Genomic DNA, 25,128 nt, shown 5'->3' with positions numbered 1-25,128 from the left:
AAGACAGTTACCTCGGCGGCCAGTATTCCGGTCTCCCAAGCTAGGCGAGCATGGGGCGGCCGAACACGAGGGGGGATCGCGGGTGCGTAAGGATGGTTCGTTACCCAGCTATGAACAGCTCTTCGGTGACCTCGACTTCTGGGAGGGTGACGAGGCCCGGTCGGTCTACTCGCCGGCCGCCTATCTGGTAGACCTCCTCCGGCTGCTGGAGGGCGCCTTCCGGGATCCGGGCCTGCTGGCGCGACGTCCTGATCTGGGGAGGATCCCGCTCGACGCCGAGCACACGTTCACCGAGTCGCCCTACCTCGACATCGTCAACGAGGTGCTGGAAACGGTCGTGGGGAGCGAGCCGTACGAGAGGCTGCGGGCGGCCCGCCACCCGTTCGGCCTCCCGTTCTCGCTGGTGGCCGAGCAGTTCACGATGTACCTGCGCCATCTCAAGGTCGCGCCGGACGAGTTCTACCGGCTGTTCGCCCCGGATGTGGATCCCGACGTGGTCGCGAGGCTGTATCTCGCGCTCTCGGCCGAGGACGTCGAGGTCGTGACGGTCCCGGTCACCACGGAAGCCGGGCTCGGAGCCGATTACGGGCTCGGCGCGGACGAGCCCCTCAGCGTGCTGGAGGACGTCGAGCGGTTCAGGCGGGCGACCGGGCTGTCCACGGCCGAGGTACGCGAGCTGGTGCAGCAGAACGGCGTCAACCAGGGCCAGGCCCCCGTGACCATGTCCGCCGACGGGCGGCGACTCGTCGGTGCTGGGTTCGCGTGGTTCGAGCGGGTCAACAGGTTCGTCCGGCTGGCCCGTAAGACCGGCCTGACCATGACCGACCTCGACCTGGTGCTCACCACGTGCTGCGAGAGCCGGCTGGACCCGGCGGCGCTGCGTACCATCGCCGTGGTCGTGTTCCTCCAGCGCGGCTACGAGCTGACCGTCGACGAGGTGTGCGGCCTGGCCGTGCCGATCAGGCCGGCCGAGCTCGAGGACCTGCCCGACGTGTCGGGGGACATCCTGGCGACGCACAACAAGGAGTACCGGCGCCGGCTGGCCCGCTCCATCGAGACGGCCGAGAGCGACATCGTCGACGTCGTGCTGCGCTACCGCGAGAGGTACCACGCGCTGGAGCCGAGCCCGTTCGACCGGGGGGAGATCGGGCTGCCCGCGATCGCGCTGCTGCAGCGGGCCGGGCGGCTGGCCGGGGCGCTCGGGTTCTCCGTCGGCGAGCTGTTCGACCTGCTGGAGGTGCTGGAGAGCGATGCGTCGCCGCAGAGATACCCGACGTTCCCGGAGCCGCGGATCCGCGACTGCTACCGGATCCTTGAGGGCTCGGACGTGGCGTCGAGCCTGTGGCTGGCGCAGACGCTGCTCGCCGTCGGGCGCTGGATGCAGGCCGGCGGGTTCAGCGGGCGGGAGCTGACCGACATCCTCGGTGGCGGGACACCGGCCGACGACGACCAGGTGGCCGTGCTCGACGGCGTCAACCGGCGGTTCGAGTCGGTCGCGATGACCCCTGGCCTGTTCGTGTCGCCCCGGTTCGGCGAACGGGCCGCTCAGGTGCTCTACGACGTCCTGACCGCGGACGACGACGGCGTCGTCTCCGCCCGGGACGAACGCCTGCTCCGCCTCGACCCGGTCAAGGCCCGGGAGGCCGCCTACGACGCCGTCACCGGTCTCGGGCTGATCGTCAAGGACGACTTCGCCGGCCTGGGGCTGGACGAGCGGCTGACGGCGAAGATCTTCGCCAACCTGGTCTTCGCCGGCCGGCTCCAGAGTGACGGCGCGCTCATCGCGGACGGGCTGCCCGGGGCCACGGAAGAGCTGCGGCTGGCGAGGGACTTCAGCTCGTTCGGCGAGGCGCTGTTCAAACTGATCAGCAGTGTCGGCAACGGCACCTCGTCCTTCTTCCCCTCCGACCTGGCCTCCCTTGGTGACCTGAGCGAGGAGCGGCAGGCCGAGCTGTACGACAACCTGATCTTCAACGGCTACATCGACAGCGAGGGCGAAGTAGGCGATCCCGCGTTCTTCGCGGACGAGGCGAACGCCGGGCGGTTCATGGTCAACGCGGAGCTCGACGACGTCGCGCCGGCCGTCCTGGCCGAGCTGCTCGACCGGGTCGAGCGGTTCGGGCGCGAGCGCCTCGCGCTCGATCCCACGATCTTCGCCGAGCTGCGGGTGGACGAGGCGGCGCTGCTGGAGAGCCTGCGGTTCAACGGCTACCTCGACGAGGAGGGCGTCTATCTCGACAAGGTCGCGCTGGCGGGGCTGCGGCCGGCGGACTTCGGGCTGGCGCTGGAGTTCTACCCGTGGCGACGGCCCATCCTCGAGGCGATGAAGGAGCAGATCGCGGCGTTCGAGAGGGAGACGTACACCTTCACGCCCGACGACTTCGCGGACGTCGCCGACGACGCGATCGCCCAGCGGGTGATCGACGCCCTCGAAGGCACCTACACCCATAAGGGGCGGCTGCTCGACGAGGCCGCCGAGATCGACCTGGGGGACGGGTTTCGGCCCGCCGAGCAGGCGATCGTCGCCGGCCGGATCGCGGAGATCCTCAAGGACGAGCAGCCGTACCGCCTCGACCTCCAGGCGGTCACCGAGCTGGGCTTCGACGACGACGAGCGGGTCCGCCTCGTGCGGGTGCTCGTCGCGGCCGGGCACCTCGACGAGGAGCTGGCCGTGCCCGAGGATCGGATCGGCTACTTCCGCAACGTGGGCAACGCGCTCGGCTTCGAGCTCCCCGGGCTGGAGGACTACGCCAAGGAGCTGTTCTTCCTGCTGCACCCCGTGGCCAAGGAGCTCGCCGCGGCGATCAACGAGATCACGGACACGCTGGCGGAGCAGGCCGGACAGCAGCGGGCCGCGTTGTGGGCGGTGCTCGCCGACTCGTTCGGCGTGCCCGCGGCGACGGTCGAGGCCATCTGCGTCGCGGTGACCGGCGGCGTGCAGGAGTCGCTCGATGTGCTGGCCGCGTCGGCGCTCGTCGCGGCCGGGGAGACCGGCGAGGTCACGGCCGCGCCGCCGGACCCGCACTTCCGGCAGGCGTACCGGCGGATCCGGCGCTTCGCGCTGCTCGCGGCGAAGCTCGGCCTGGACCCCACCGAGGTCGCCGTGTCCTTCCAGGATCAGGACCTGGTCGGCAAGTACCCCGAGCCGCTGGTGCTCCCGCCGGGGCTCGACCGGTTCGACGCCCTGCTGGAGAGCTCCGACGGCACCATCTACCTGTTCAGCGAGGGCGGTTACTGGACCTACGCGCGGGCCACGTACGCGCTGGCCGACCCGCGGCCGAAACCGCTCACCGAGCTGTCAACCCGGTTCACCGGCCTGACCGGCGTGGACGCGGCGTTCACGCACCCCGACGGCACCGAGTGGATCATCGGCCACGGCGGCGACGGCGTCTCACACGCCTTCGTCAGGGAGCGGGGCGGCACCCGCTGGGCGGCGAAGGAGCAGGTCTGGGGGAAGGTCAGGAACAACTTCGACGACCCCCGGCGGATCGACAGCGCGTTCGTGGACGAGGACGGCAAGACGTATCTCTTCTCCGGCGACCAGTACGTCCGCTACACGACCACCGATTACACGGTGGTCGACGAGGGCTATCCCCGCGGCGTCGACGAGTGGTGGGAGGGGGAGGGCCACGACACCCCGCTGCCCACGGCGTTCAGGAAGTCGGTCGACGCCTCCTTCCAGGACCGCGACGGCCGGATCCACCTCTTCGCGGGACCGCGTTACCTCGCGGTCGGGGGCGCGGAGCAGGCGATCGCCGACCGGTGGGGGCGGGTCCGCAACGCCTTCGACGGCGCGGAAGGAGTGGACGCGGCCTACGCCGACGCGACCGGCTACCACCTGTTCGCCGGCAACCAGGTCATCCGCTATTCCGGCAGCATCGAGAACGACGGCGTCCGCGTGGACGACGGCTACCCACGGCGGATCGAGTCGCGCTACCCGGGCATCCCCGGGCAGTTCGAGTCGGGCGTCGAGGCGGCCTTCTCCGACGGGGACGGGGTCGTTCACCTGTTCAAGGACGGCCGGACGGCCAAGGGCGACGGCGCCGCCGTCCCGACGGCCGAGCGCTGGGGCGTGCCCGCGCCCGTGCTGCCCAGCGGTACGGTTGACGCCGCGTTCACCGGGCTGGACGGGAAGACCTACCTGTTCAGCGGCGACAGATACCTCAGATACTCCGGCGCCGACTACTCCGTCGTGGATCTCGGCTACCCGCGCGCGATCGCCGCCGACTGGGGCGGGCTGCGCGAGGTGGGCGCCTCGTTCGTCATGGACGGCAAGACGTACCTGTTCGGCACCGGCGGCGAGCTCTTCGACGTGCCGCTGGAGCAGGAGGGCGAGCTGAACGCCGGCCGCCTGTCGCCCGCGCTGCGGCGGCGGTTCCTGGAGCACGGACTCACCTTCGCGGACGGCGTGACCGTCAGCGGCACGGCCACGGACTGGCACGTCGTCACCGAGCAGCGGATCGACGTCACGCTCGTCCGCGAGGCGCGGCGGATCAGGGTCCAGGCCGACGCGGGCCACTTCTACGTCCGCTATTCGACCAGGAACTACGCCACGCCCGACCCCGGCTACCCCAAGCCGGTCGCCGACAACTGGTGGAACCTGCCCGCGACGCTGGCGGACGACCCCGCCTTCACCACGATCGACGCCGTCTTCAGCGCCGGGGACGGCCAGACGTACCTGTTCTCCGGTGACCGTTTCGTGGTGTTCGACCACCGGCACCGCTGGTGGTCCGAGCCCCGCACGCTGCGGGAGCACTGGGACAGCATCCCCTTCACCAGGGTCGACGCCGCCTTCATCGGCAGGGACGGCAGGACGTACGTGTTCTCGGGCGACCGGTACGCCCGCTACTCGACCGGCGACTACACCAGGATCGACGACCGCTACCCGGCCACCGTCTCGGCGTTCTGGGGCAACGTGGTCAGCAACCTGGCCAGGACGGGGCGGGTCGACGCCACGCTGGTCATGGACGCGACGGAGCTGGTCGAGGGCGTCGAGGTGACCCGTACGTACACGTACCTGTTCTCCGGGAACCAGTACGTACGGTACGAGGGCCACGACTACACGACCGTGCAGGAGGGCTACCCGCGCGCGCTCGCGGACCTGTCCCGGGAGCCGAGGCTGGGCAAGCTGAGCGTCACGCTCGACGGTGTGGACGCGGCCTTCGCCGATCGGCGCAACGTCTACCTGTTCAGGGGCGCGTGGTGCCACGTCGTCTCCAGCGAGCTGTACCGGCGCTACGACGACCTCCCGCCGGTGAGCTGTGCCTTCATCGAGGACGGCTCGGTGCTGGTCGAGGGGCCGGACGGCTGGCGTCGGCTGTCCGCGATCGAGGGGACGGCCGTCACGGCGACGCCGGTCCGGCCGCGCATGCTGCGCCCGGTGCCGGAGGAGTTCAGGTCCGGGCTGGACGCCGTCCTGGAGGGCGCCGACGGCAACACGTACCTGTTCAAGGGCCAGACCTGCTTCAACACCCACCTGAACCGCGCGTACCCGCTCACGGAGGAGTGGGGCAGACCCCGTAACACGATTTATCAGGACAACGCGGTGGATGCGGCGTTTGTTGGACAGGACGGGAAGACCTACCTGTTCAGCGGCGATCAGTTCGTCGTCTACACCGGCACCGGCGACACCATCGACGGGGACCCGCGGCCCATCGGCGAGCACTGGGCCGGGCTGACCGGTGTGGCGCTCGCCTATGTGCGCGGCGGCAAGACCTACGTGTTCGAGCCGCCGGACGGCGACGGCATGCTGCGTTACCTGGTCTATTCGGGGGAGGACTACCGGCAGCCCGACGACGGCTACCCCATGGTCACGGACGCCGGCTTCTGGGAGATCCCCGCCGCCTACCGCGACGACGACCTCACGGAACCCGATGCGGTGCTGTTCGACGGCGACACCATGCTCCTGCTGTTCGGGGAGCGGTGCGTGCCGTTCGACGAGGCGACCGGGCAGTGGTCGTACCCTCGGCCGATCGGGCGGATCTGGCCGGACTTCGGGCGCGGGCTGGAGCCGGGCGACGCCCTCAGGACCGCGTTCACCGCGGCCGACGGCGCGACGTACTTCTTCTTCGAGGACAGCTATGTCCGCTACGCCGACCACGCCTTCTCGCCGCCCGCCCCGATCCGCGACCGGTGGGGCCGCGCGCTCCACCCCTTCACCACGGTCGACGCCGCCTGCGTGTGCGGGGACGAGAGCACGTTCCTGTTCTCGGGCGACCAATACGTCCGCTACACCGGCTCCGAATACCGCTACGTGGACCCCGGCTACCCGAAGAAGATCGTTGGGAACCTGCGTCAGGAGGAGGCGTTCGCCGGCCTGACCGAGGCGTTCGACGACGCGGTCGCGGACCGGGCGCTGGACGCGGTGCTCGCCAACCGGCGCAACGTCTACCTGTTCGTGGCCGGCGCCTGCCACGTCGGGTCCGCGACGGCCGAGGCCGACTACGACCTCGAGCTGCTCGGCAGCGTGCGCAACACGCTCGTGGAGCGCCAGAAGGTCGACGCGGCACTGGTCAGGGGCCCGCACACGTTCCTGTTCTCCGGCGACCAGTACGTCCGCTATTCGGGCACCGAGTACGACACCGTCGACGACGGCTACCCCCGGACGATCGACGGCTCGCTCAGCGCGGATCTGGACCTTCCGGCCCTGCCCGACGCGTTCGCGGACGGGTTCGACGCGGCCTTCCGGGGGCTCGACGGCGGAACGTACCTGTTCAAGGGCGCCCGATACCTGCGTGCGGACCGGACCGAGCCGGACCAGCCGGTCAACAGCCTGTGGGGCAAGGTAGGCAACGCGTTCGCCGACGGGCAGGGCATCGACGCCGCCTTCGCCGCGCCGACCGGCGAGCTGTACGCCTTCAAGAACGCGCAGTACATCCGATACCAGCCGGGCGACCTGGAATACGTCGCCACCGGCTATCCCCGGACCGTCAAGGACGACTGGGGCGACCTGCCCGCCGCCTTCGAAGCGGCGGGACCCGATGGCGCCTTCGTCTTCGAGGGCCGGACGTACCTGCTCAGGGACGACGAGTACGTCCGCTACTCGGGCGGCTACGACGCCGTCGACCGCACCTTCCCGCAGCCGATCAAGCACCGCTGGTCGGACACGGCCGACTACCGGCTGAGCGATCTGCGGACCATCGTCGGCTTCGTCGAGCTGGCCCGCTCGCGTCCTGACGGCCTGGCCGCGTTCCTGCTGAACGGCCCGGCGGCCGTCGAGGACCCGTACCGCTACCTGGCCGACCTGTTCGGCTGGGACACCGACGAGCTGCGGTGGGCCAAGCGCAACGCCGCCCTCCTGATGGCGGGCACGCCGGAGGAGGACCGCTTCGAGATCGAGTTCGTGCTGAAGCTGGTCGAGGTGTTCGAGGTCGCCGGCACGTTCGACACGGGACCGTCCACGCTCTACACCGACGTCTGGTCGCGTGTCTTCGGCGCGACCGCCGCGCCCGAGGCCGCCAACACCGCCCTGTACGGCCTGCTCGAACGGATGTACGCCCCGGCGGACTGGGCCACGCTGTCGGGACGGCTCCACGACGAGCTGAACCTGCTCAAGCGCGACGCCCTGGCCCCGTCGGCGATCGTCCGGCTGGACGGCTTCAGGTCCACCCGCGACCTGTACGAGAAGTACCTGATCGACGCGGACATGGGCGGGGCCGGCCGGACCTCGCGCATCAGGGAGGCCATCGCGGCCACGCAGCTCTTCGTGCACCGCTACCTCCTCGACCTGGAGCCGGTCACCCTCCCGGCGGGCCGGGACGAGGACGAGGTCAGGCGGCGGCTGAAGACGTGGTGGGGGTGGATGAAGAACTACCGGCTCTGGGAGGCCAACAGGAAGGTCTTCCTCTACCCCGAGAACTACCTGCGCCCCGAGCTCCGCTCCGGCAAGACGCCCGCTTTCGAGGAGCTGGAGAGCGACCTGCTGCAGGGTGAGATCACGCAAGAGACCGTACAGCGGGTCTACAAGAAGTACCTGGACGAGTACACGGAGGTCTCCAGGCTGGCGATCGCCGGCGGGTACGTCTACCCCGAGGACGGAGCCGACGAGGGCACCCGGCGGCTGGTCCTGTTCGGCCGGACGAGGACCGAACCGCGGCGCTACTACTACCGGGGCGCGGAGTTCAGGGACGGCGAGAAGCTCTCCGCCACCTGGGAGCCGTGGCTCAAGGTGGACGTCCAGATCGACGCCGAGAGGGTGCACCCGGTGCACGCCTTCGGCCGCGTGTTCGTCTTCTGGACGGTCGTGGAGACGGTCGCGCCCGCCATCTCCTCCAGCACCACCATCAAGGCCACGACGACCGGCAACACCCAGACGGTCTCGGCCCCGCAGCCGGTGTACCGCGTCAAGATCTACTACTCCTTCCGCAACCTGAACGGGGAGTGGAGCGCCGCGCAACTGCTGGGCGCCGACGGCATCGAGCCAGGGCAGATCGCCGGAGTCCGGCTCTACGTGCAGGCGTCGAGGACGGTGCCGGGCGGCCCGGACGGCCCGCACGACTCGATCATCGTCACCTGCTCCCCGATCAAGTCGGCGTTCGTGCTCACGCCCGAGCTGTACGCGGTCCGGGCGGACGGCGTGGACGAGCCCCCGATCGCTGTCCGGCTGGACAAGATCTTCGCCGAGCCCGCCGCCAGCCCCGTGGACGAGGCCGGGGCGGTCCGGTTCAACATGCCGGCCGGGACCCAGGACCGGCCGTGGCTGAGCGTCGACCACAAGGGCGGCAGCTTCCTGTGCCGGCCGGTGACCGCCCGGGGCGGGGAGGAGCCGCTGCTGTCGCTGGCCGGCAACAAGGAGAAGCTGCCGGAGTGGAAGCGGATCGACGCCGCGTTCGAGCTGCCCGGCGGGACGCGCTGCTTCTTCGACAACACGGGCAGGCGCTTCCAGTTCGGCACCCAGGCACCGGCCGCGACCAAGGACCGGTGGGGGATCATCGGCACCGGCCTGCTCAGGTCCGGTGTCGTCGACGCCGTCCTGGTGCGCCAGGGGCACACCTACGTCTTCTCCGGCGCCGAGTACTACCGCTATTCGGGCCGGCCGTTCGGGCCGCTCGACGCCGGATACCCGCAGCCGATCGCGACCAACGCCGAGAACCTGCCCCCATGGACGCAGGTGGATGCCGCGTTCACGCTCGACGGCAAGGAGTACTTCCTGTCCCGGGCGCGGGACGGGTACGTCGACTCCGAAGACCTGCGCACGCTGAAGCGCCTCGAAACCCGCTGGCACCTGCCCAAAGGCACCTCGGTGGACGCGGCCTTCGTCCAGCGCGACCGCCTCTACGTCTTCACGGGTGAGGAGTATCTCCGCTTCACCGCCGATGAGCCCGACGGGGACCCGAAGCCGCTGCGCGACAACATTGAGGGTCTGCCCCAGAGCGGCCCGGTCAGCGCGGCGTTCTACCAGGACGGCGCCTACTTCTTCGACAACACGGCGGGCACCTACCTGGCCCCGGACGGCCGGACCTACCCGGCCAGAGAGCTCGGCCGCATCCCCACGGCCATCACCACGACCGGGTCCGTCGACGCCGCGTACGTCGACGGTGGCAGGCTCTACCTGACCAGCGGCCTGGAGCTGGTCCGCTACACGCTCGCCGACGACGGAACCGTTCCCGAGTACCTCGACGACGGCTACCCCAGGACGATGAAGAGCCAGGTCAAGGCCGTGATCAAGCGGAACAGGCAGCGGTACGTCCTCGGCGCGGGCGAGTACGCCGTACTGGAGCCAGGGGAGGAGCCGACCGGAAAGCTGGACTACCGGCCGGTCCTCGGCAACTGGGCCGGCCTGCCCGCCGGCTTCCAGACCGGCTTCACCGGCGTGCTGGACGGCAGCCGGCTCTACGTCTTCCTCGGCGCCGACTACGCCGGCTATCCGTCGGAGCCGACGGTCCAGCGGCCGTACGAGTTCGCCGGGCTGCCGCACGAGATCGTCCGGCTGACGTCTAGCACGGCCTACCGGCTGAACAAGGAGCTGCTGACCGGTGGCGTGGCCGCGCTGCTGGCCCCCGAGACGCAGGAGACGGACGAGCTGCCCGCGTTCAGCCTCACGGAGTCCGACGCGACCACCATCATGGTCACGCCGCAGGTGACCGGGATGCCGACCAGCTCGCACCTCGACTTCCAGAGCGCCAACGGCATCTACTACTGGGAGATCTTCTTCCACGCCCCGCTGCTCATCGCGCAGGCGCTCAACAACGCGCAGCGCTTCGAGGACGCGCGCACCTGGTACGAGTACGTCTTCGACCCGACGGAACGGGCGAGGTACTGGCGGTTCCTGCCGTTCCTGGCGATCGACGTGCGGGCGCTGGTCGACCGCTGCCGCGCCGACCTGGCCGAGCTGGGCCTCGACGGCTCGGCCGTCGCGACCCGGCTCGGACCGATCCTCACCCGGCTGGAGCGGCTGGCCCCGGCCTTCCAGCAGGTCCGCGAGCTCTCCCAGCGGGAGAAGAGCTTCCTGACCAAGCTCGCGGACGGCACCCGTCTGACGGAGATCGACAAGACGCTGAGAGCCCTGCCGGGGACGTCCGGCCTGCGGGAGCGGATCGCCATGATCGCTTGGCTCAAGCGGCAGTACGACCTCATGGGCGACCGCGAGAAGCTGATCACGGCGTACATGGACGATCCGTTCGACCCGCACGCGATCGCGGAGCTGCGCCCGGCCGCCTACCGCCGGGCCGTGGTGATGGCCTACATCGACAACCTGCTCGACTGGGGCGACCTGCTCTTCCGCCAGTACACGGCGGAGAGCGTCGACGAGGCCAGGATGCTCTACATCTTCGCCTACGACCTGCTCGGCGAGCGGCCGGACAGCTTCGGGCCGCGCCCGCTGCCGGCCACGCGGAGCTACGACGACCTCGGGCAGCTCTCGCTGGACGAGCTGGACGACGACCTGAAGGACCGCCTGAAGGCGCTGACCGCCGGGGGAGAGCTGCTGACCGGGCCCGGCGAGGTGCACGAGAGCGTCGCGAGCCCCTACTTCTACGTGCCCGAGAACAGCGTCTTCTTCGACTACTGGACCCGCGTCGAGGACCGGCTGCGGAAGATCAGGCAGTCGCTCGACATCATGGGCATCAGCCGGCCGCTGCCGCTGTTCGAGCCGCCGGTCGATGCCATGGCGCTGGTCCGCGGCGCCGCCTCCGGAGCCCCGCTCGACCAGCTCGCGCAGGGCGTGACGGCGCCGGTCCCGCACTACCGCTTCGCCTTCGTGTTCAGGAGGGCCCAGGAGCTCGCCGACAAGGTACGGCAGTTCGGCAACGACCTGCTCGGCGTGCTGGAGCGGCGCGACGCGGAGGAGCTCGCCCTGCTGCAGAACCGGCAGGAGGGCTCGATCCTCGCTCTGACGCGCGGCATCAAGGAGGCGCAGGTCGACGCCGCCGCGGAGAGCCTGGCCGAGGCGGAGGCGAGCAGGGACGGCGCGACCGCGCGGGTGCAGCACTACGAGAAGCTGATCGCCGACGGGATCTCGCAGCTCCAGAAGGACCAGCTCGACCGGATGAAGCGGGGCTCCGACGCGCACTTCGTCGCGGGCGCCCTGAAGATCGGCGCGGCCATCGCGCTGGGCGCGCCGCAGGCACTGCTCGGCCCGTTCATCTTCGGCACGGAGTGGGGCGGCAAGCAGGTCGGGGACGCCCTCGACAAGGTGGCGGACGTCTCCTCGACGCTGGCCGAGGGATTCAGCACGCTCGGCGAGCTGCTCGGCGTGCGGTCCGAGCAGGAGCGCGCGGCGCAGGAGTGGAGTCTCCAGCTCGGCATGGCCAAGAGCGACGTGACCCAGCTCGGCCACCAGGTGGCCGCCGCCCAGCTCCAGGTGACGATCGCCAAGCGCGAGCTCGACGTCGTGACGCAGGAGATCGCGAACCAGGAGTCGGTCGCCGCGTTCATGACGGACAAGTTCGCGGGCGCCCAGCTCTACCACTGGATGGCCGGGCGGATGTCCGGGCTGTACTTCCAGACGTACAACCTGGCGTACGAGACGGCGCGGTCCGCCGAACGGGCCTTCCAGTTCGAGCGGGGCGTCACCAACGGCGACGGCGGCTACATCCAGCCGAGGTACTGGGAGAGCCTGCGCAACGGCCTGCTCGCCGGCGACAGCCTCGGCTTCGACCTGGAACGGCTCGGCAAGGCGTACGCCGACACCGACGGCCGCGGGATGGAGATCACCAAGAAGGTGTCGCTGCTGGACCTGGACCCGCTCGCCCTGCTGGCCCTACGGGGTACGGGGCGCTGCGAGTTCGCGCTGACGGAGGCGCTGTTCGACCGGGACTTCCCTGGTCATTTCCGGCGCCGGATCCGTACGCTGTCCGTGGCGTTCCAGGGCGCGGACGGGCCGCTCGGCGTCTACGCGACGCTGGCGCAGCTCGACAGCAAGACCGTGCTGGCGGCCGACCCGAAGGCGGTGAAGTTCCTGCTCGATCCGAAGGGCGCGCCGCCGGACACGGTGCGCGCGGACTGGCGCTCCGGCCAGCAGATCGCGCTGTCGGACATCGAGGAGTACAAGGAGAACAACGGACTGTTCGAGCTGCGCCTGGACGACGACCGCTACCTGCCGTTCGAGGGCACGGGCGCGATCTCGCGATGGCGGCTGCGACTCTCGGGCCCGGCCCCGGCCGACCTGAGCGACGTGGTCGTCACCGTCAAGTACACCGCGGACGAGGGCGGGGACGTCTTCGCGAACGCGGTCAAGGGCATGCTCAAGCCGTATCCGGCGGCCCACTACTTCGACGTGGCGCGTGAGTTCCCCGACGAGTGGGCGGAGTTCCAGGAGAGCGACGACGACCGGCTCGTCCTGTCGTTCACGCAGGACCGGTTCCCCGCCATGAGCGGGCGTCAGATCACCGGCATCTTCCCCAGGTACGAGCTGGCCGGGAACGGTTCGGTGCGCTTCCTGCTCAACGGCGACAAGAGGCTCGCGCTCAACGACGGCAAGCTCCTGCGCACCGTGGGGCTCAACGTCGGCGGGAACCCCTGGACCCTCGTCCTGGAGGGCGACAAGACCGCCCTCACCGACCTCGGCCTGGTGCTCACCTACCGGGCGAGCGCCCAATGAGGCACCTCATGGCGCTCCTCGGCCTGCTGCTGATCGCGGCCTGCGGAAACTCCGCGCCGGCCGCCGATCCGGTCAACGCCGAGGACGTGATGTTCGTGCAGATGATGGTCCAGCATCACCGCCAGGGCATCGAGATCGCCGGCGTGGCCACCGGCCGGGCGACCACGCCGGAGGTGCGGACGCTGGCGGCGGCGATCGAGAGCACGCAGCAGGACGAGGTCGAGATGATGCTGCGCTGGCTGTACGAGTGGGGCCAGCCGCTGACCGCCGCGAAGGGAGCGCACGACCACCACGGCGGGATGCCCGAGACCGACCGCAGGCAGATCGCCGCGCTGCGCAGGTCGAAGAGCTTCGAACGGGACTTCCTCAACCTGCTGATCGCCCACCAGGACGACGCCGTGCAGATGGCCACCGCCGAGGAGACCGGCGGCGCCAGTCCCAAGGTCAAGACGTGGGCCGGTCAGGTGGAGGCGTCCCGAAGGGGTCAGGTGAAAATGATGCTGGGCCTGCTCAAACGCTGAACCTCGTGGCGAAGTCGCGCAGCGCCTTCTCGTATCGGGCCCGGTCGGCGTTCCACGATCCGACGTGGCCGCCGCCCTTGGTCCGTACGAGGGTCACCAGGTCGGGCCGTCGCTTGGCGAACTCCAGCGAGGGCCCGATCGGCACCGAGTTGTCGGCGTCGTCCACGAACAGCAGGATCGGCACCTTGAACGCGGCCGCGTGACGCACCTGATCGAGATCGTCCAGGGAGATGCCGGTGCGGCGCTCGACCACGAACTTGCCGACGGAGGCCAGCCAGAGCGGCACGCCCCGCTGCTCGGCGCCCAGGTCGATGGGCCCGTTCCAGTCCATCACCGGGCTGTCCAGGATCATCCCCTTGATCGGTTCGCCGGGCAGGTTCCGGGCGGCCATCGGGACGATGCCGCCGCCCATCGAGAAGCCGTACAGCAGCACGCCGGTGGCGCCCTGGCCGCGCGCGTAGGTGATGGCGGCGGCCACCTCCTTCCACTCGGTGGCGCCGAGGTGGAACTTGCCGTCGGCGGCGGCCGGCGCGCCCGGGTCGTTGCGGTAGCTGATGCCCAGCACCGGCATCCCCAGCCTGTGGAAGACGGGCACGTAGCGCAGCGACTCCGAGGCGGTGGCGTTGCGGCCGTGCACGGTGATCACCCAGGTCTTCGAGCCGCCCTCGGTGCGCCAGGCGGGGAAGTCGCCCAGCTCGTCGTGGACGCTCACCTGCTGGTAGGGCAGGCCGAGCGCGGTACGCGGGTCCTCGTGGCCCCACATCCAGTGGTCGAGATAGACGTGAACCCCGGGGCGCAGGTCGCCCCGCCGGACCTCGCGCAGCTCCCGCGTGACGGTGCCGGCGCCGGTCGAGACCACCTCGCCCACCGTGGCGTTGCCTTCGGGCCAGGTCAGGCCGTAGGTTCCAGGGGCGGCCAGATCGCCGCCGCCCTTCAGCGTGACCCGGCCGGCCGAGACCGCGGTCACCTCCAGGGGGTACGAATCGCCCCTGGACGGATCGATGACCAGTCCGGAGTAGTACCACCCGGCACCACCGACGCCGGCCACCGCCAGCACCAGGATGATCGACGCGACCCACGCCAGAATCCGCTTCATGGCCGGAAAAATACTCCCCTCATCAGACGATGGACGGCAGTCGCCACGAGTGATTAGATGACTTGATATGTCCGAGGTAACGCGGCCCAGCCTTTCCGACGCTCTGACCGAGCGCATGCTGGAGCTCATCCGTACAGGTGGGCACCGGCCGGGCGACAGGCTGCCCTCGACCAGGGAGCTCTCCCAGCGCTTCGCCGTCACCACCCCGACGCTGCGTGAAGCGCTGCGCAGGCTCGAGGCCACCGGGGCCATCGAGATGCGGCATGGTTCCGGCATCTATGTCGGTGCCGACATCGAGCGGCTCGTGCTCCCGAACCCGAACATGCGGGAGATGCGCGGCGCCCAGCTCCTCGAGCTTCTCGGCGCGCGCATCGTCATCGAGCCGCCGCTGGCCGCACTGGCCGCGGGGCGCGCGACCGGCGAGGAACTGGCCGCGCTCCAACGCGTGCTCGTGGACGCCGCCAGGCACCTGCGCGGCCAGGACGCCGAGCTGCACGACGCCAACATGACCTTCCACCGGGCGACCGCCCGGCTGGCGGGCAACCGCGTGCTGCACGAGGTGGTCGACTCGCTGCTGACCGTCCACGGTGCCGAGCAGCGGGAAATACTGCAGATCTTCGACGACCGGCGCCGTGACTACGACGAGCACCTGGCGATCCTGGAGGCCATCGAGGCGCGTGACGCCGCGGCGGCCGAGGAACGGATGCGCGCTCACCTGGTGGACGTCAAGACCGTAATAGAGCAGAGGCTGCAACACCCCCCCAAGTGAAACAAGGAGGCCGGGGCATGATCCGGTCACGCGTTGCCACGCTCGGCGTGGCAGCCCTCTTTCTCGCCGCCTGTGGCGGCAATACCCAAGCGCCGCAGAAGAAGTCCGAACTGTCGCTGTACAACGACAAGGGCGCGTGGAGCAAGTACTTCGACGAGATGGGCGCTCTGTCGAAGCAGCAGATCAGCTTAGGCATGAAGCCGGTCGGCTACACCGATTCGGCCCAGTACCAGGCGTTCATCAAGGCGTCGTTCCGTACGAACGTCAAGCCCGACCTGTTCACCTGGCAGACCGGGGGGATGCTCGAAGAGATCGTCAAGCAGAAGCAGGTGGCCGACACCACCTCCATCTGGCAGGAGGCGATCAAGGCCGGCGACCTGTCGCAGGACCTGGCGCCCTATTACACGGTCGGCGGCAAGCAGTACTGCGTGCCGATGAACGTCGCCTACTGGGGCATGTTCTACAACAAGAAGATCTTCGACAAGTACGGCCTGCAGCCGCCCACCACGTGGGACGAGCTGGTCAAGGTGGCCGACACCCTGAAGAAGAACGACGTCAAGGCCTTCTACCACACCAGCGTGCTGTTCTCCTTCGTCTGGTTCGAGCAGCTCATGGCCGGCATGGACCCCGACCTGTACGACCGCCTGTCCACGGGCAAGGCCAAGTACACCGACCCCGGCGTGGTCCAGGTGATGGAGAAGTGGAAGCAGCTCATCGACGCCGGCTACTTCATCAATCCCGGTGACAAGACCGACCCCGGGGATGTGATGAAGAACGGCAAGGCGGCGATGATCTCCTTCGGCACCTGGTTCAACACCAGCATGACCCAGCGCGACCTGAAGGCCGGCACCGACTACGGCTTCTTCGCGATCCCCAACGTGAACGCCGCGCTGCCCAAGACCTCGATGATCTTCGAGAGCGGCCCGCTCTGCTCGCTGACCAAGGCGGCCGACCCCGAGGCCAGCCAGAAGTACCTCAAGTGGTGGACCACGCAGCCCGCCCAGGACAAGTGGGCCACGACCCGCGGCGACGTCAGCGCCAACCCCAAGGTGACGATCAAGGACGAGGCGCTCGGCCAGGTCACCAAGGACGCGGGCAGCGGCAAGTACCGCCTGGTCAACCGCTACTTCGAGGCCACGCCGCCGCCCATCCTGACGGCCGCGCTCGACGGCTTCAGCAAGTTCGTGACCGAGCCCGGCACTTACAAGGAAGTGCTCGACACCATTCAGAAGGCCGCCGACGACTACTGGAGCACGCATCAGTGATGCGCGCACCCATGCTCGGCCGCTTCAGGCACGGTTATGTCGCTCCTGCTGCCCTGCTCGTCGCCGGGCTTCTCTACGTGCCGTTCATCTGGACGGCGTACCTGAGCTTCACCAGCTATGACGGGCTCGCGCCACCCGAGTGGGTCGGCCTGCGTAACTTCGGCAAGCTGCTCCAGGACCCGGCACTGATCACCTCGCTGGGCAACACGCTGCTCTGGGTGGTCGGCACGATGGCGCTGCCGGTCGGGCTCGGCCTGCTGGTGGCGGTGCTGTCGTACGACATCAAGGGCGGCGTCTGGTACCGGGTGCCGTTCATGCTGCCCTACGCGCTCAGCGGCGCCGGGCTGGCCATGGTGTGGAGCCCGATCCTGTCGCACGACGGCATCGCGAACCTGCTGCTCGGCGTCGACACCGCGTTCCTGCAGAAGGCGCCGCACAACACGATCGCCATGCTGCTGGTCTGGACCTGGCAGCAGCTCGGCGTCAACACGCTGCTGTTCGTGGTCGGGCTGCAGTCCATCCCCAAGGCGCCGATCGAGGCCGCCCGGATCGACGGGGCCTCCGGGTGGCAGCTCTTCCGGCACGTCATCTGGCCGCTGATGGCGCCGCTCACCGCGGTCGTGGTGGGGCTGGCGCTGGTGGCGAGCCTGAAGACGTTCGACATCGTCTGGGTACTGACCCAAGGTGGCCCCGGACGCAACTCCGAGACGCTCGCGGTGACCATGTACAAGGACACGTTCGTGGCCAGCGAGTACGGCTACGGCGCCTCGGTGGCGGTCGTGCTCACCGTGGTCACGGGGCTGGCGTCCTACCTCTACCTCAGGAGGCAGGTGCGATGATCCGGCGTGCCGTACTGATCGTGCTCGGCCTGATCTGGCTGGGACCGACCTACCTGCTGCTCGTCAACGCCGCGCGGCCCGCGGCGTCGTACGACCCGTCGAAGGCGTGGCAGCCGTCCGGCAGCTTCGCGCTGTTCGACAACATCTCCAGGGCTCTGGACAGTGCGAACCTGTCCGACAGCCTGGCCAGCACCGCGCTCTACAGCGTCGTGTCGCCTGCGCTCGGCGTGCTCATCGGGGCGCTGGCCGGGTACACCATCGTGGTGCTCCGGCTGCGGCACGGCTTCTGGTGGTTCCTGCTCATCTTCGGCGGCACGATCTTCCCGTCGCAGATGCTGCTCGTGCCGCTGTTCGTGGGCTACAGCGATCTCGGCCTGTACGACACCAGGGGCGGCCTGCTCCTGGTCTACACGGCGATCAACGTGCCGCTGGCCGCTTTCGTGCTGCGGAACTTCTACAGCGGAGTGGCGTTCTCGATCTTCGAGGCGGCCCGCATGGACGGTGCCACCACCTGGCGGATCTTCTGGCGCATCTACCTGCCGCTGTCGGTCAGCGCGCTGGCGGCGGTGTTCATCCTCGAGTTCACCTTCATCTGGAACGACCTGATCTTCGGCCTGACGCTCACGCAGACCGAGGACGTACGGCCGGTGATGACCGCGCTGGCCGGGCTGATGACCGATGTCTACGCGGGCACCCCGGTGCCCGTGGGCCTCGCGGCGGGGCTCATGGTCTCGCTGCCGACGGTCCTGCTGTTCCTCGCCACCCAGCGGCTGTTCGCCCGTGGCCTGTCTCTAGGGAGTGTCTGATGACCAGCCGGTTGCTGCAGCGGAGCCTCGGCTCGCCCGACTACGACGGGATCAGGCAGGCGCTGCGCAACGACACCTCGACACCGGTGATCGGCGTGCGCGGCGCGGAGGTGCGGGTCGCGGTGCTGCCGCTGTTCACCCACGACGGCCGGCAGGCGGTCCGGGTGTCGAGCACCGTGCCGCTGACGCACGTGCTGGTGGGCGAGGACAGCGCCTCCGGCACCGACGTCACGCTGCTCGTGCCCGAGGTGACCGCGCCGCGCGTGCTGACCCTGGAGTCGCGCGACGACGCCGGCCTGGTCGGCTCCGCGGAGATCACGATCAACCCGCAGCGCAAGTGGAGCGTGTTCGTCGTCCACCACTCGCACCTCGACATCGGCTACACCGACCCGCAGGGCACGGTGCTCCGCCACCACCTCGACTACCTCGACGCGGCGCTCCGGCTGGCCGAGGAGACCGCCTCCTGGCCGGACGACGCCAGGTTCAGGTGGACGGTCGAGTCCTCGATGCCCGCGCTGAAGTGGCTCGACGCCCGGCCGGCCGACCAGGTCGAAAGGTTCGCCGCGCTGGCCCGTGAGGGCGTCATCGAGGTGACCGCGCTGCCGTTCCAGTTGCACACCGAAGCCTGCTCGACCGAGGAGCTCTACCGGCAGCTCCGCTTCACCACGCGGCTCAAGGAGAAGTACGGCTTCGACACCAAGTCGGCCATGCACACCGACGTGCCGGGCGCGGTCGTCGGCGTGATCGACGCGCTGAACGCCGCCGGGGTGCGCTACCTCGCCGCGGCGCACAACTGGGCCGGGCGGTCCGTGCCGTACCTGCACGGAGGCGACAAGCTGACCCGGCCGTTCCGGTGGCGGGCGCCGAGCGGCCAGGAGGTGATCGTCTGGTTCACCGACACCCCCCACGGCATGGCGTACATGGAGGGCAACACGGTCGGGCTCACCGACTCCTACGAGCTGGCCGACGACCTGCTGCCGAGGTACCTGTCGGCGCTGGCCTCGCGTGGCTACCCCTACGGTCCCGGCACGTTCGGCTGGCAGGGCCCGGACGCGCCCCGCGAGCCGTACGAACTGGACGTCCTGCACCTGCGGGTCCAGGGCGCGCACGCCGACAACGCCGGACCGTCGATCGTGCCCGCCTCCATCGCGCGCCGGTGGAACGAGCAGTGGGCCTTCCCCCGGCTGCGGTCCGCGGTCAACAGCGACTTCTTCGAGCACGTCGAAGAGCGCTACCACGACCGCCTGGCCGTGCACGAGGGCGACTGGACCGACTGGTGGGCCGACGGGCTCGGCTCCGGCGCGCGTCCCCTCGGTTACGTTCGCCGGGCTCAGTCGGCGCTGCGCGCGGCCGAGACGCTGCACACGATCGCCGGCGCCGACGCGACGGAGCAGATCGACGAGGCCTACGACAAGGTGGCGCTGTTCAACGAGCACACCTGGGGCGCGGCCAACCCCTGGGAGGACGCGGAGGAGGCGGGCGACTCGGGCGGGCTGCAGTGGACCCGCAAGTCGTCGGGCGCCTACGACGCCCAGGACGACGCGGCCGACCTGCTGCACGCCGCCGCCCGCCGGTTCGGCGCCGCGCTCTCCGACCGCGGCGTCGCCGACCCGTCGGCGCTCGCGTCGTTCGCGGTCTTCAACCCCGGGACGGCGAGCAGGACCGACGTCGTACGCGCGTTCCTCCCCCGGGACGTGGTCGAGGCGGACGTGCCGATCGCCCTCGTCGACGCGCGCACCGGCGAGACGGTCCCGCACCACGAGGAGTTCGTGGACCCGGTCGACTGGCCGACCAGGCCGATCGGGCGGCACCTGCACGCCGTGGTGCCGGAGGTCCCCGGCTACGGCTACGCCCGGATCGACGTCGTCAGGCGCGAGAGCCAGGCGCCCGAGCCGGTCGAGCCCGACCTGGGCGGGGTGATCGAGAACGAGTTCTACCGGGTCACCTACGACGTCGGCGAAGGCGTGATCCGCTCGATCTTCGACAAGGCGGCCGGGCGGGAGCTGGTCAACGACGCCGCCGCCGCCGGTTTCGGTCAGTACGTTTATGACCGCTATGCCACCGCCCCGCACTTCAACCACCTCTCCGGACATGTCGGGGCGCACGACCGCACGCTGCTCGGTGACCGGGCGATCGGCAGGAACGCCACGATCGTCAAGGCGCAGCGGACCGCCGTGGGCGAGAAGCTGGTCGTCGAGCTGCAGGGCAAGGGCGTCGACTGGCTGCGCACCACGATCGAGCTGCACCACGGCGTCGCCCGCCTCGACCTGACCTACCAGCTCGCCAAGCAGGGCACGCCGGCCAAGGAGGCCGTCTTCCTGGCCTTCCCGTTCGCCTCGGGCCCCGCGACGGCCTGGGAGCTGACCGGCGGCGTCGGCGGGCCGGATGTGCCGCGGGTGCCGGGCTCGGCCGAGTACATGCTGCCGATCAGGCACTGGATCGCCTTCGAGGACCCCGAGCTGACCGTCGCCTGGGCCACGCTGGAGGCGCCGCTGGTGCAGCTCGGCACCATCCACATGCCGTACGCGCCGTTCCCGCCGACGCTGGACGAGGAGCCGGGCACGGTCTACTCCTGGGCGCTGAACAACATCTGGGACACGAACTTCCCCTCGCAGCAGCAGGGGGAGACCACGTTCCGCTACTCGATCATGTCGGCCCCGGGGATCGAGGGCAGGCGGCTGGGCACGCAGGCGGCCGCCGGCCTGACCGACCAGTTCGTCGGCGCGCTGCTCACCAGCTCGCCCGACGCGGTCAAGTCGTTCGTCTCGGTCGACCATCCCGACGTGCTGGTCACCTCGCTCGGGCAGAAGGGCGACAACGAGATCGTGGTCCGGCTGCAGTCGCTCGCCGCCGAGCCGGTCGAGGTTACGGTCCGGCTGCCGGGGCTCCGCCACGCGTCGGTGAGTGCCGGTTTGGAGCGCGAGCTGCGATCATTGGTGGTCTCGGCGGATTCGGTCAAGGTACGGCTGCCCGCGTGCGGTGTGGCCGCTATTTGGGGGACGTGCGAGTGAAGATCGTTGACATTCGGGCCACCACGGTCGCCGTTCCGCTGGAGGCGCCGCTCCGGCACAGCAACGGCGCCCACTGGGGCCGGTTCGTCCGCACGATCGTCGAGGTCGAGGCCGACAACGGGCTGGTCGGCCTGGGGGAGATGGGCGGGGGCGGGGAGAGCGCCGAGGCGGCGTTCAGCGCGCTCATGCCGTACCTGAGGGGCCACGATCCGTTCCAGTTGGAGGCGCTTCGGTTTAAGATCGCCAACCCGACCGCGTCGCTCTACAACAACCGCACCCAGCTCCTGGCGGCCATCGAGTTCGCCTGCATCGACCTGATCGGGCAGCAGCTCGGCGTCCCCGCCAGTGACCTGCTCGGCGGGCGGCTGCGCGACTCCGTGCCGTTCGCCTCCTATCTGTTCTACCGGTACGCGGCGGAGGGCTACACCGAGGTACGCACGCCCGACCAGCTCGTCGAGCACACCAGGGAGCTGAAGGCGGCGCACGGGTTCACCGTGCACAAGCTCAAGGGCGGGGTGTTCCCGCCCGACTTCGAGCTGGAGTGCTACCGGGCGCTCGCGGCGGCCTTCCCCGGCGACCGGCTCCGCTACGACCCGAACGCGGTGCTGTCGGTGGCCGAGGGACTGCGGTTCGGGCGGGCCATCGAAGGCCTGAACAACGAATACCTGGAGGACCCGGTCTGGGGGCTCGAAGGGCTCAGGGTCATCCGCGAGCAGGTCCGGGTGCCGCTGGCGACCAACACCGTGGTCGTCAACTTCGAGCAGCTCGCCTCCAACGTGCTGCGCCGGGCCGCCGACGTGGTGCTGCTCGACACCACGTTCTGGGGCGGGATCCGGCCGTGCGTCAAGGCGGCCGGGGTGTGCGAGACCTTCCAGCTCGGGGTGGCCGTCCATTCCTCCGGCGAGCTGGGCATCCAGTTGGCGACCATGCTGCATCTCGGCGCGGTCCTGCCCAACCTGACGTACGCGGCCGACGCCCACTACCACCAGCTCCGCGACGACGTGATCGAAGGCGGCAAGCTGGCCTACGCCGACGGAGGCATCGCGGTGCCGACGGGCCCGGGGCTGGGCGTCCGGCTCGACAAGGACCGGGTCGCCCAATACGCCGAGCTCTACCGCGAACTGGGCGGATACCCGTACGACCGGGACCCGGGCCGGCCCGGCTGGTACGCCCAGGTGCCGAACGAACGCTTCGCCGACCCCGCCGTGTCCGTGGACGTCAGCACCTAGATCACTACCCGAGATCGGCGATGAGCTCGTCGAGATGACGCAGAGCGGCGTCCCGGCGTCCCGGGACGTCGAAGTAGGGGTCGTCGGGGACAGGCAGCGACGACGCCAGCCCCCAGCCACGGCCCCGCGCCCAGGTGGCGTCGTCGACGCCGAGGGCCGCGCGGAATGCGCCCCGCGCCTCGGCCGGCAGGAACGTCCACGCGGGCAGCAGATCGCACGCCGGATCGCCCACGGCCAGGGTCCCGAAGTCGATGACGGCGCTCAACCGGCCGTCCACGGCCAGCAGGTTCCCCTGCGCGAGGTCCCCGTGGACCCATACCGGCGGACCGTCCCACGCGGGCGCCGCCAACGCGTCCTCCCACACGGCCGTCACCGCGCCGATGTCGATCATCCCGCGCAACGCCGCGATCTTGGGACGTACGCGGGCCTCGACGGCTATGGAGTCGCGCTCGTCACCCATGGGCACGCCCCGGAACGCGTTGCTCCACTCGGGTCCCGGCCCGCCGGTGGCATCGATCTTCCACAGCGCCACGACGAACTCGGCCAGCTCGGTGGCCGTCCGGACGGGATCGGCGAGCCCCTCGGTGGTCGCGGTCTCGCCGGGCAGCCACCGGTAGACCGACCAGGGAAACGGGTAACCCTCGTCGGGCGTGCCCATGGCGAGCGGCTCGGAGACCGGCAGCGGCAGGTGCGGGGCGAGCCTCGGGAGCCACCGGTGCTCGCGTTCGACCTGCCCGACCCACCGGGGATAGCGGGGCAGCCGTACGGACAGGTCCTCGCCCAGCCGGAACGTCGCGTTGTCCATACCGGACACCGGGACGGGCGAGACGGGCAGGTCCGCCCACTGCGGGAACTGCGCCGCGAGCAACCGGCGCACCAGGGCCTCGTCGATGGATATGTCGTCGGATGACACGCGCTCTCCTTGCCGTGGGCAACGACGCCTCATCCCACAGGCCCGGGATACAGCCTGTCCAACCAATTTTCTAGTCGAGGTGTGGCCGAGCGAGTCGCTGGGCCGCGCGCACCACACTGGCGCGGCGCCGCGCGTGCTCTGTCTGGTCGTCGGCGCCGGTGAGCATGCCGGCGAGATGGGGTACGGAGAACCACCAGGCGGACAGTCCGATGATCATGAACGCCATGTGATCGGGGTCGACGTCGTCGTCCAGGATGCCGGCGCGCTGGGCGGCCGCGTAGGCCCGCGTCTTGTCCCGATAGTGGGCGGTGCGGTTCGCCTCGTCGGCCACGGGACCCCCGGCCAGCCCTTCCCACAGCAGCAGGCGCACCAGATGGGGATGCGCCGCGTGGTAGTCGTAGGTGCGGCCGGCGAACTCGCCGATGTTCGCGAAGCCGTCCTCGGGCGGCGGCACCGAGGCGGCGAGTTTCTGGAGCTCGTCGGCCAGCACGGTTTCGAACAGCGCCTGCTTGTCGCCGAAGTACTTGTACAGGCGCTCCTTGTTGATCCCGGCCCGCTCGGCGATGCGGGCCATGGTCGTGCCGTCCGGCCCGCGCTCGGCGAACTCGACGGTCGCCGCTTCCTTGAGCCGCCGCCGGGTCCCCTCGGTGTCCCACGCCATGGCGACACTCTATCGCCAAACCAAATCCAACGTTGCGGTTGGATTTTTCCCGCGCTAGTCTCGAAACAACAACCGCACCGTTGGAGATGCAGTTCAGAGGAAAGGTACGGATATGTCGGAGAACCTTCCCGGCGGGACCCTCACGCTCGCGCACGACCTCACCATCACCCGCATGGGCTTCGGCGCCATGCAACTGGCCGGGCCCGGGGTCTTCGGGCCGCCCAAGGATCGCGACCAGGCCCTCGCGGTGCTGCGCGAGGCCGTCGAGCGGGGCATCACCCACATCGACACCAGCGACTTCTACGGGCCCTTCGTCGTCAACGAGCTCATCAAGGAGGCCCTGCACCCCTACCCGGCGGATCTGCGCATCGTCACCAAGGTCGGCGCCCGCCGCGGTGCGGACGGCAGCTGGAATCCCTCGCATGAGCCAGAGGACCTCAAGGCCCAGGTCCGCGAGAACCTCCAGCGCCTCGCCCTGGACGCCATCGACGTCGTCAATCTGCGCCTCTCGGAAGAAGGCACCGGCGAAGAGTCGATCGCGGAGCAGTTCGGCGCCCTGGCCGAGCTGCAGAAGGAGGGCCTGATCCGCCACCTCGGCCTCAGCGCCGCCTCCGCGGCCCAGCTCACCGAGGCGCAGGCCATCGCGCCCGTCGTCACCGTGCAGAACCTCTACAACCTCGCCAACCGGCAGGACGACGCCCTCGTGGACCGGTGCGCGGCCGAGAACATCGCCTACGCCGCGTTCTTCCCCCTCGGCGGCTTCACTCCGCTCCAGTCCGAGACGCTCACGAACGTGGCCGCCCGCCTGGACGCCACGCCGCAGCAGGTCGCCCTGGCCTGGCTGCTCCAGCGCTCGGCCACGACCGTGCTCATCCCCGGGACCTCGTCCCTGTCCCACCTCCGCGAGAACATCGCCGCGGCGAGCCTGGTCCTGCCGGCCGACGCGCTCGCCGAACTCGACACCATCGGCCGCTGAGGA

12 protein-coding genes are annotated in these 25,128 nt (G+C 69.9%); 9 read left to right on the top strand and 3 right to left on the bottom strand.

Features of this window, described 5'->3' with window-relative positions; genetic code table 11:
- Positions 1–82 precede the first annotated feature (82 nt).
- Together KLK06_RS45655 and KLK06_RS45650 are read left to right on the top strand one after the other, a co-directional pair.
- Positions 83–13,039, top strand: a complete 12,957-nt coding sequence (locus tag KLK06_RS45655; RefSeq protein WP_214642003.1) for a hemopexin repeat-containing protein — start codon at positions 83–85, stop codon at positions 13,037–13,039.
- 8 nt (positions 13,040–13,047) lie between these two features.
- Positions 13,048–13,560, top strand: coding sequence for a DUF305 domain-containing protein (locus tag KLK06_RS45650; protein ID WP_214642002.1), 513 nt, complete (start codon positions 13,048–13,050; stop codon positions 13,558–13,560).
- Here KLK06_RS45650 and KLK06_RS45645 read toward each other — a convergent pair.
- Complete coding sequence (locus tag KLK06_RS45645; protein WP_214642001.1) at positions 13,550–14,656, bottom strand: alpha/beta hydrolase; 1,107 nt, start codon at positions 14,654–14,656, stop codon at positions 13,550–13,552. The two genes, KLK06_RS45650 and KLK06_RS45645, sit on opposite strands and share 11 nt — an antisense overlap.
- Before the next feature lie 67 nt (positions 14,657–14,723).
- Between KLK06_RS45645 and KLK06_RS45640 the strand changes: the two genes are divergently transcribed.
- The 6 genes from KLK06_RS45640 to KLK06_RS45615 are packed head-to-tail and all read left to right on the top strand — an operon-like array spanning position 14,724 to position 22,575.
- Positions 14,724–15,425 (top strand): FadR/GntR family transcriptional regulator, encoded by a 702-nt coding sequence (locus tag KLK06_RS45640; RefSeq protein ID WP_214642000.1) that lies wholly within the window; start codon positions 14,724–14,726, stop codon positions 15,423–15,425.
- A gap of 17 nt (positions 15,426–15,442) precedes the next feature.
- Positions 15,443–16,690, top strand: a complete 1,248-nt coding sequence (locus KLK06_RS45635) for an ABC transporter substrate-binding protein (protein WP_214641999.1) — start codon at positions 15,443–15,445, stop codon at positions 16,688–16,690.
- Entirely contained in the window at positions 16,690–17,529 is an 840-nt protein-coding gene (locus KLK06_RS45630; RefSeq protein ID WP_250907030.1) for a carbohydrate ABC transporter permease, read from the top strand. Before KLK06_RS45635 ends, KLK06_RS45630 begins: the two co-directional genes overlap by 1 nt.
- Positions 17,526–18,335, top strand: a complete 810-nt coding sequence (locus tag KLK06_RS45625) for a carbohydrate ABC transporter permease (protein WP_214641998.1) — start codon at positions 17,526–17,528, stop codon at positions 18,333–18,335. The genes KLK06_RS45630 and KLK06_RS45625 overlap by 4 nt, the downstream gene beginning before the upstream one ends.
- Complete coding sequence (locus tag KLK06_RS45620; protein WP_214641997.1) at positions 18,335–21,346, top strand: glycoside hydrolase family 38 C-terminal domain-containing protein; 3,012 nt, start codon at positions 18,335–18,337, stop codon at positions 21,344–21,346. Before KLK06_RS45625 ends, KLK06_RS45620 begins: the two co-directional genes overlap by 1 nt.
- A complete protein-coding gene (locus KLK06_RS45615) occupies positions 21,343–22,575 on the top strand; it encodes an enolase C-terminal domain-like protein (protein WP_214641996.1) in 1,233 nt (410 codons plus the stop codon). Before KLK06_RS45620 ends, KLK06_RS45615 begins: the two co-directional genes overlap by 4 nt.
- Before the next feature lie 4 nt (positions 22,576–22,579).
- Here KLK06_RS45615 and KLK06_RS45610 read toward each other — a convergent pair whose 3' ends face one another.
- Positions 22,580–23,488, bottom strand: coding sequence for an aminoglycoside phosphotransferase family protein (locus KLK06_RS45610; RefSeq protein ID WP_308168741.1), 909 nt, complete (start codon positions 23,486–23,488; stop codon positions 22,580–22,582).
- A 70-nt stretch (positions 23,489–23,558) separates the two neighbouring features.
- Complete coding sequence (locus KLK06_RS45605; RefSeq protein ID WP_214641994.1) at positions 23,559–24,149, bottom strand: TetR family transcriptional regulator; 591 nt, start codon at positions 24,147–24,149, stop codon at positions 23,559–23,561.
- A gap of 112 nt (positions 24,150–24,261) precedes the next feature.
- On the opposite strand from KLK06_RS45605, the gene KLK06_RS45600 reads away from it, so the two are divergent.
- On the top strand, positions 24,262–25,125 hold the full coding sequence (locus KLK06_RS45600) for an oxidoreductase (protein WP_214641993.1): 864 nt from the start codon (positions 24,262–24,264) through the stop codon (positions 25,123–25,125).
- Positions 25,126–25,128: the final 3 nt, after the last annotated feature.

Origin of the sequence: Nonomuraea sp. NEAU-A123 (assembly GCF_018603905.1) — a bacterium.
In the GTDB taxonomy this organism is placed as follows: domain Bacteria; phylum Actinomycetota; class Actinomycetes; order Streptosporangiales; family Streptosporangiaceae; genus Nonomuraea.
This window is presented reverse-complemented; position numbering and strand designations above follow the sequence as displayed.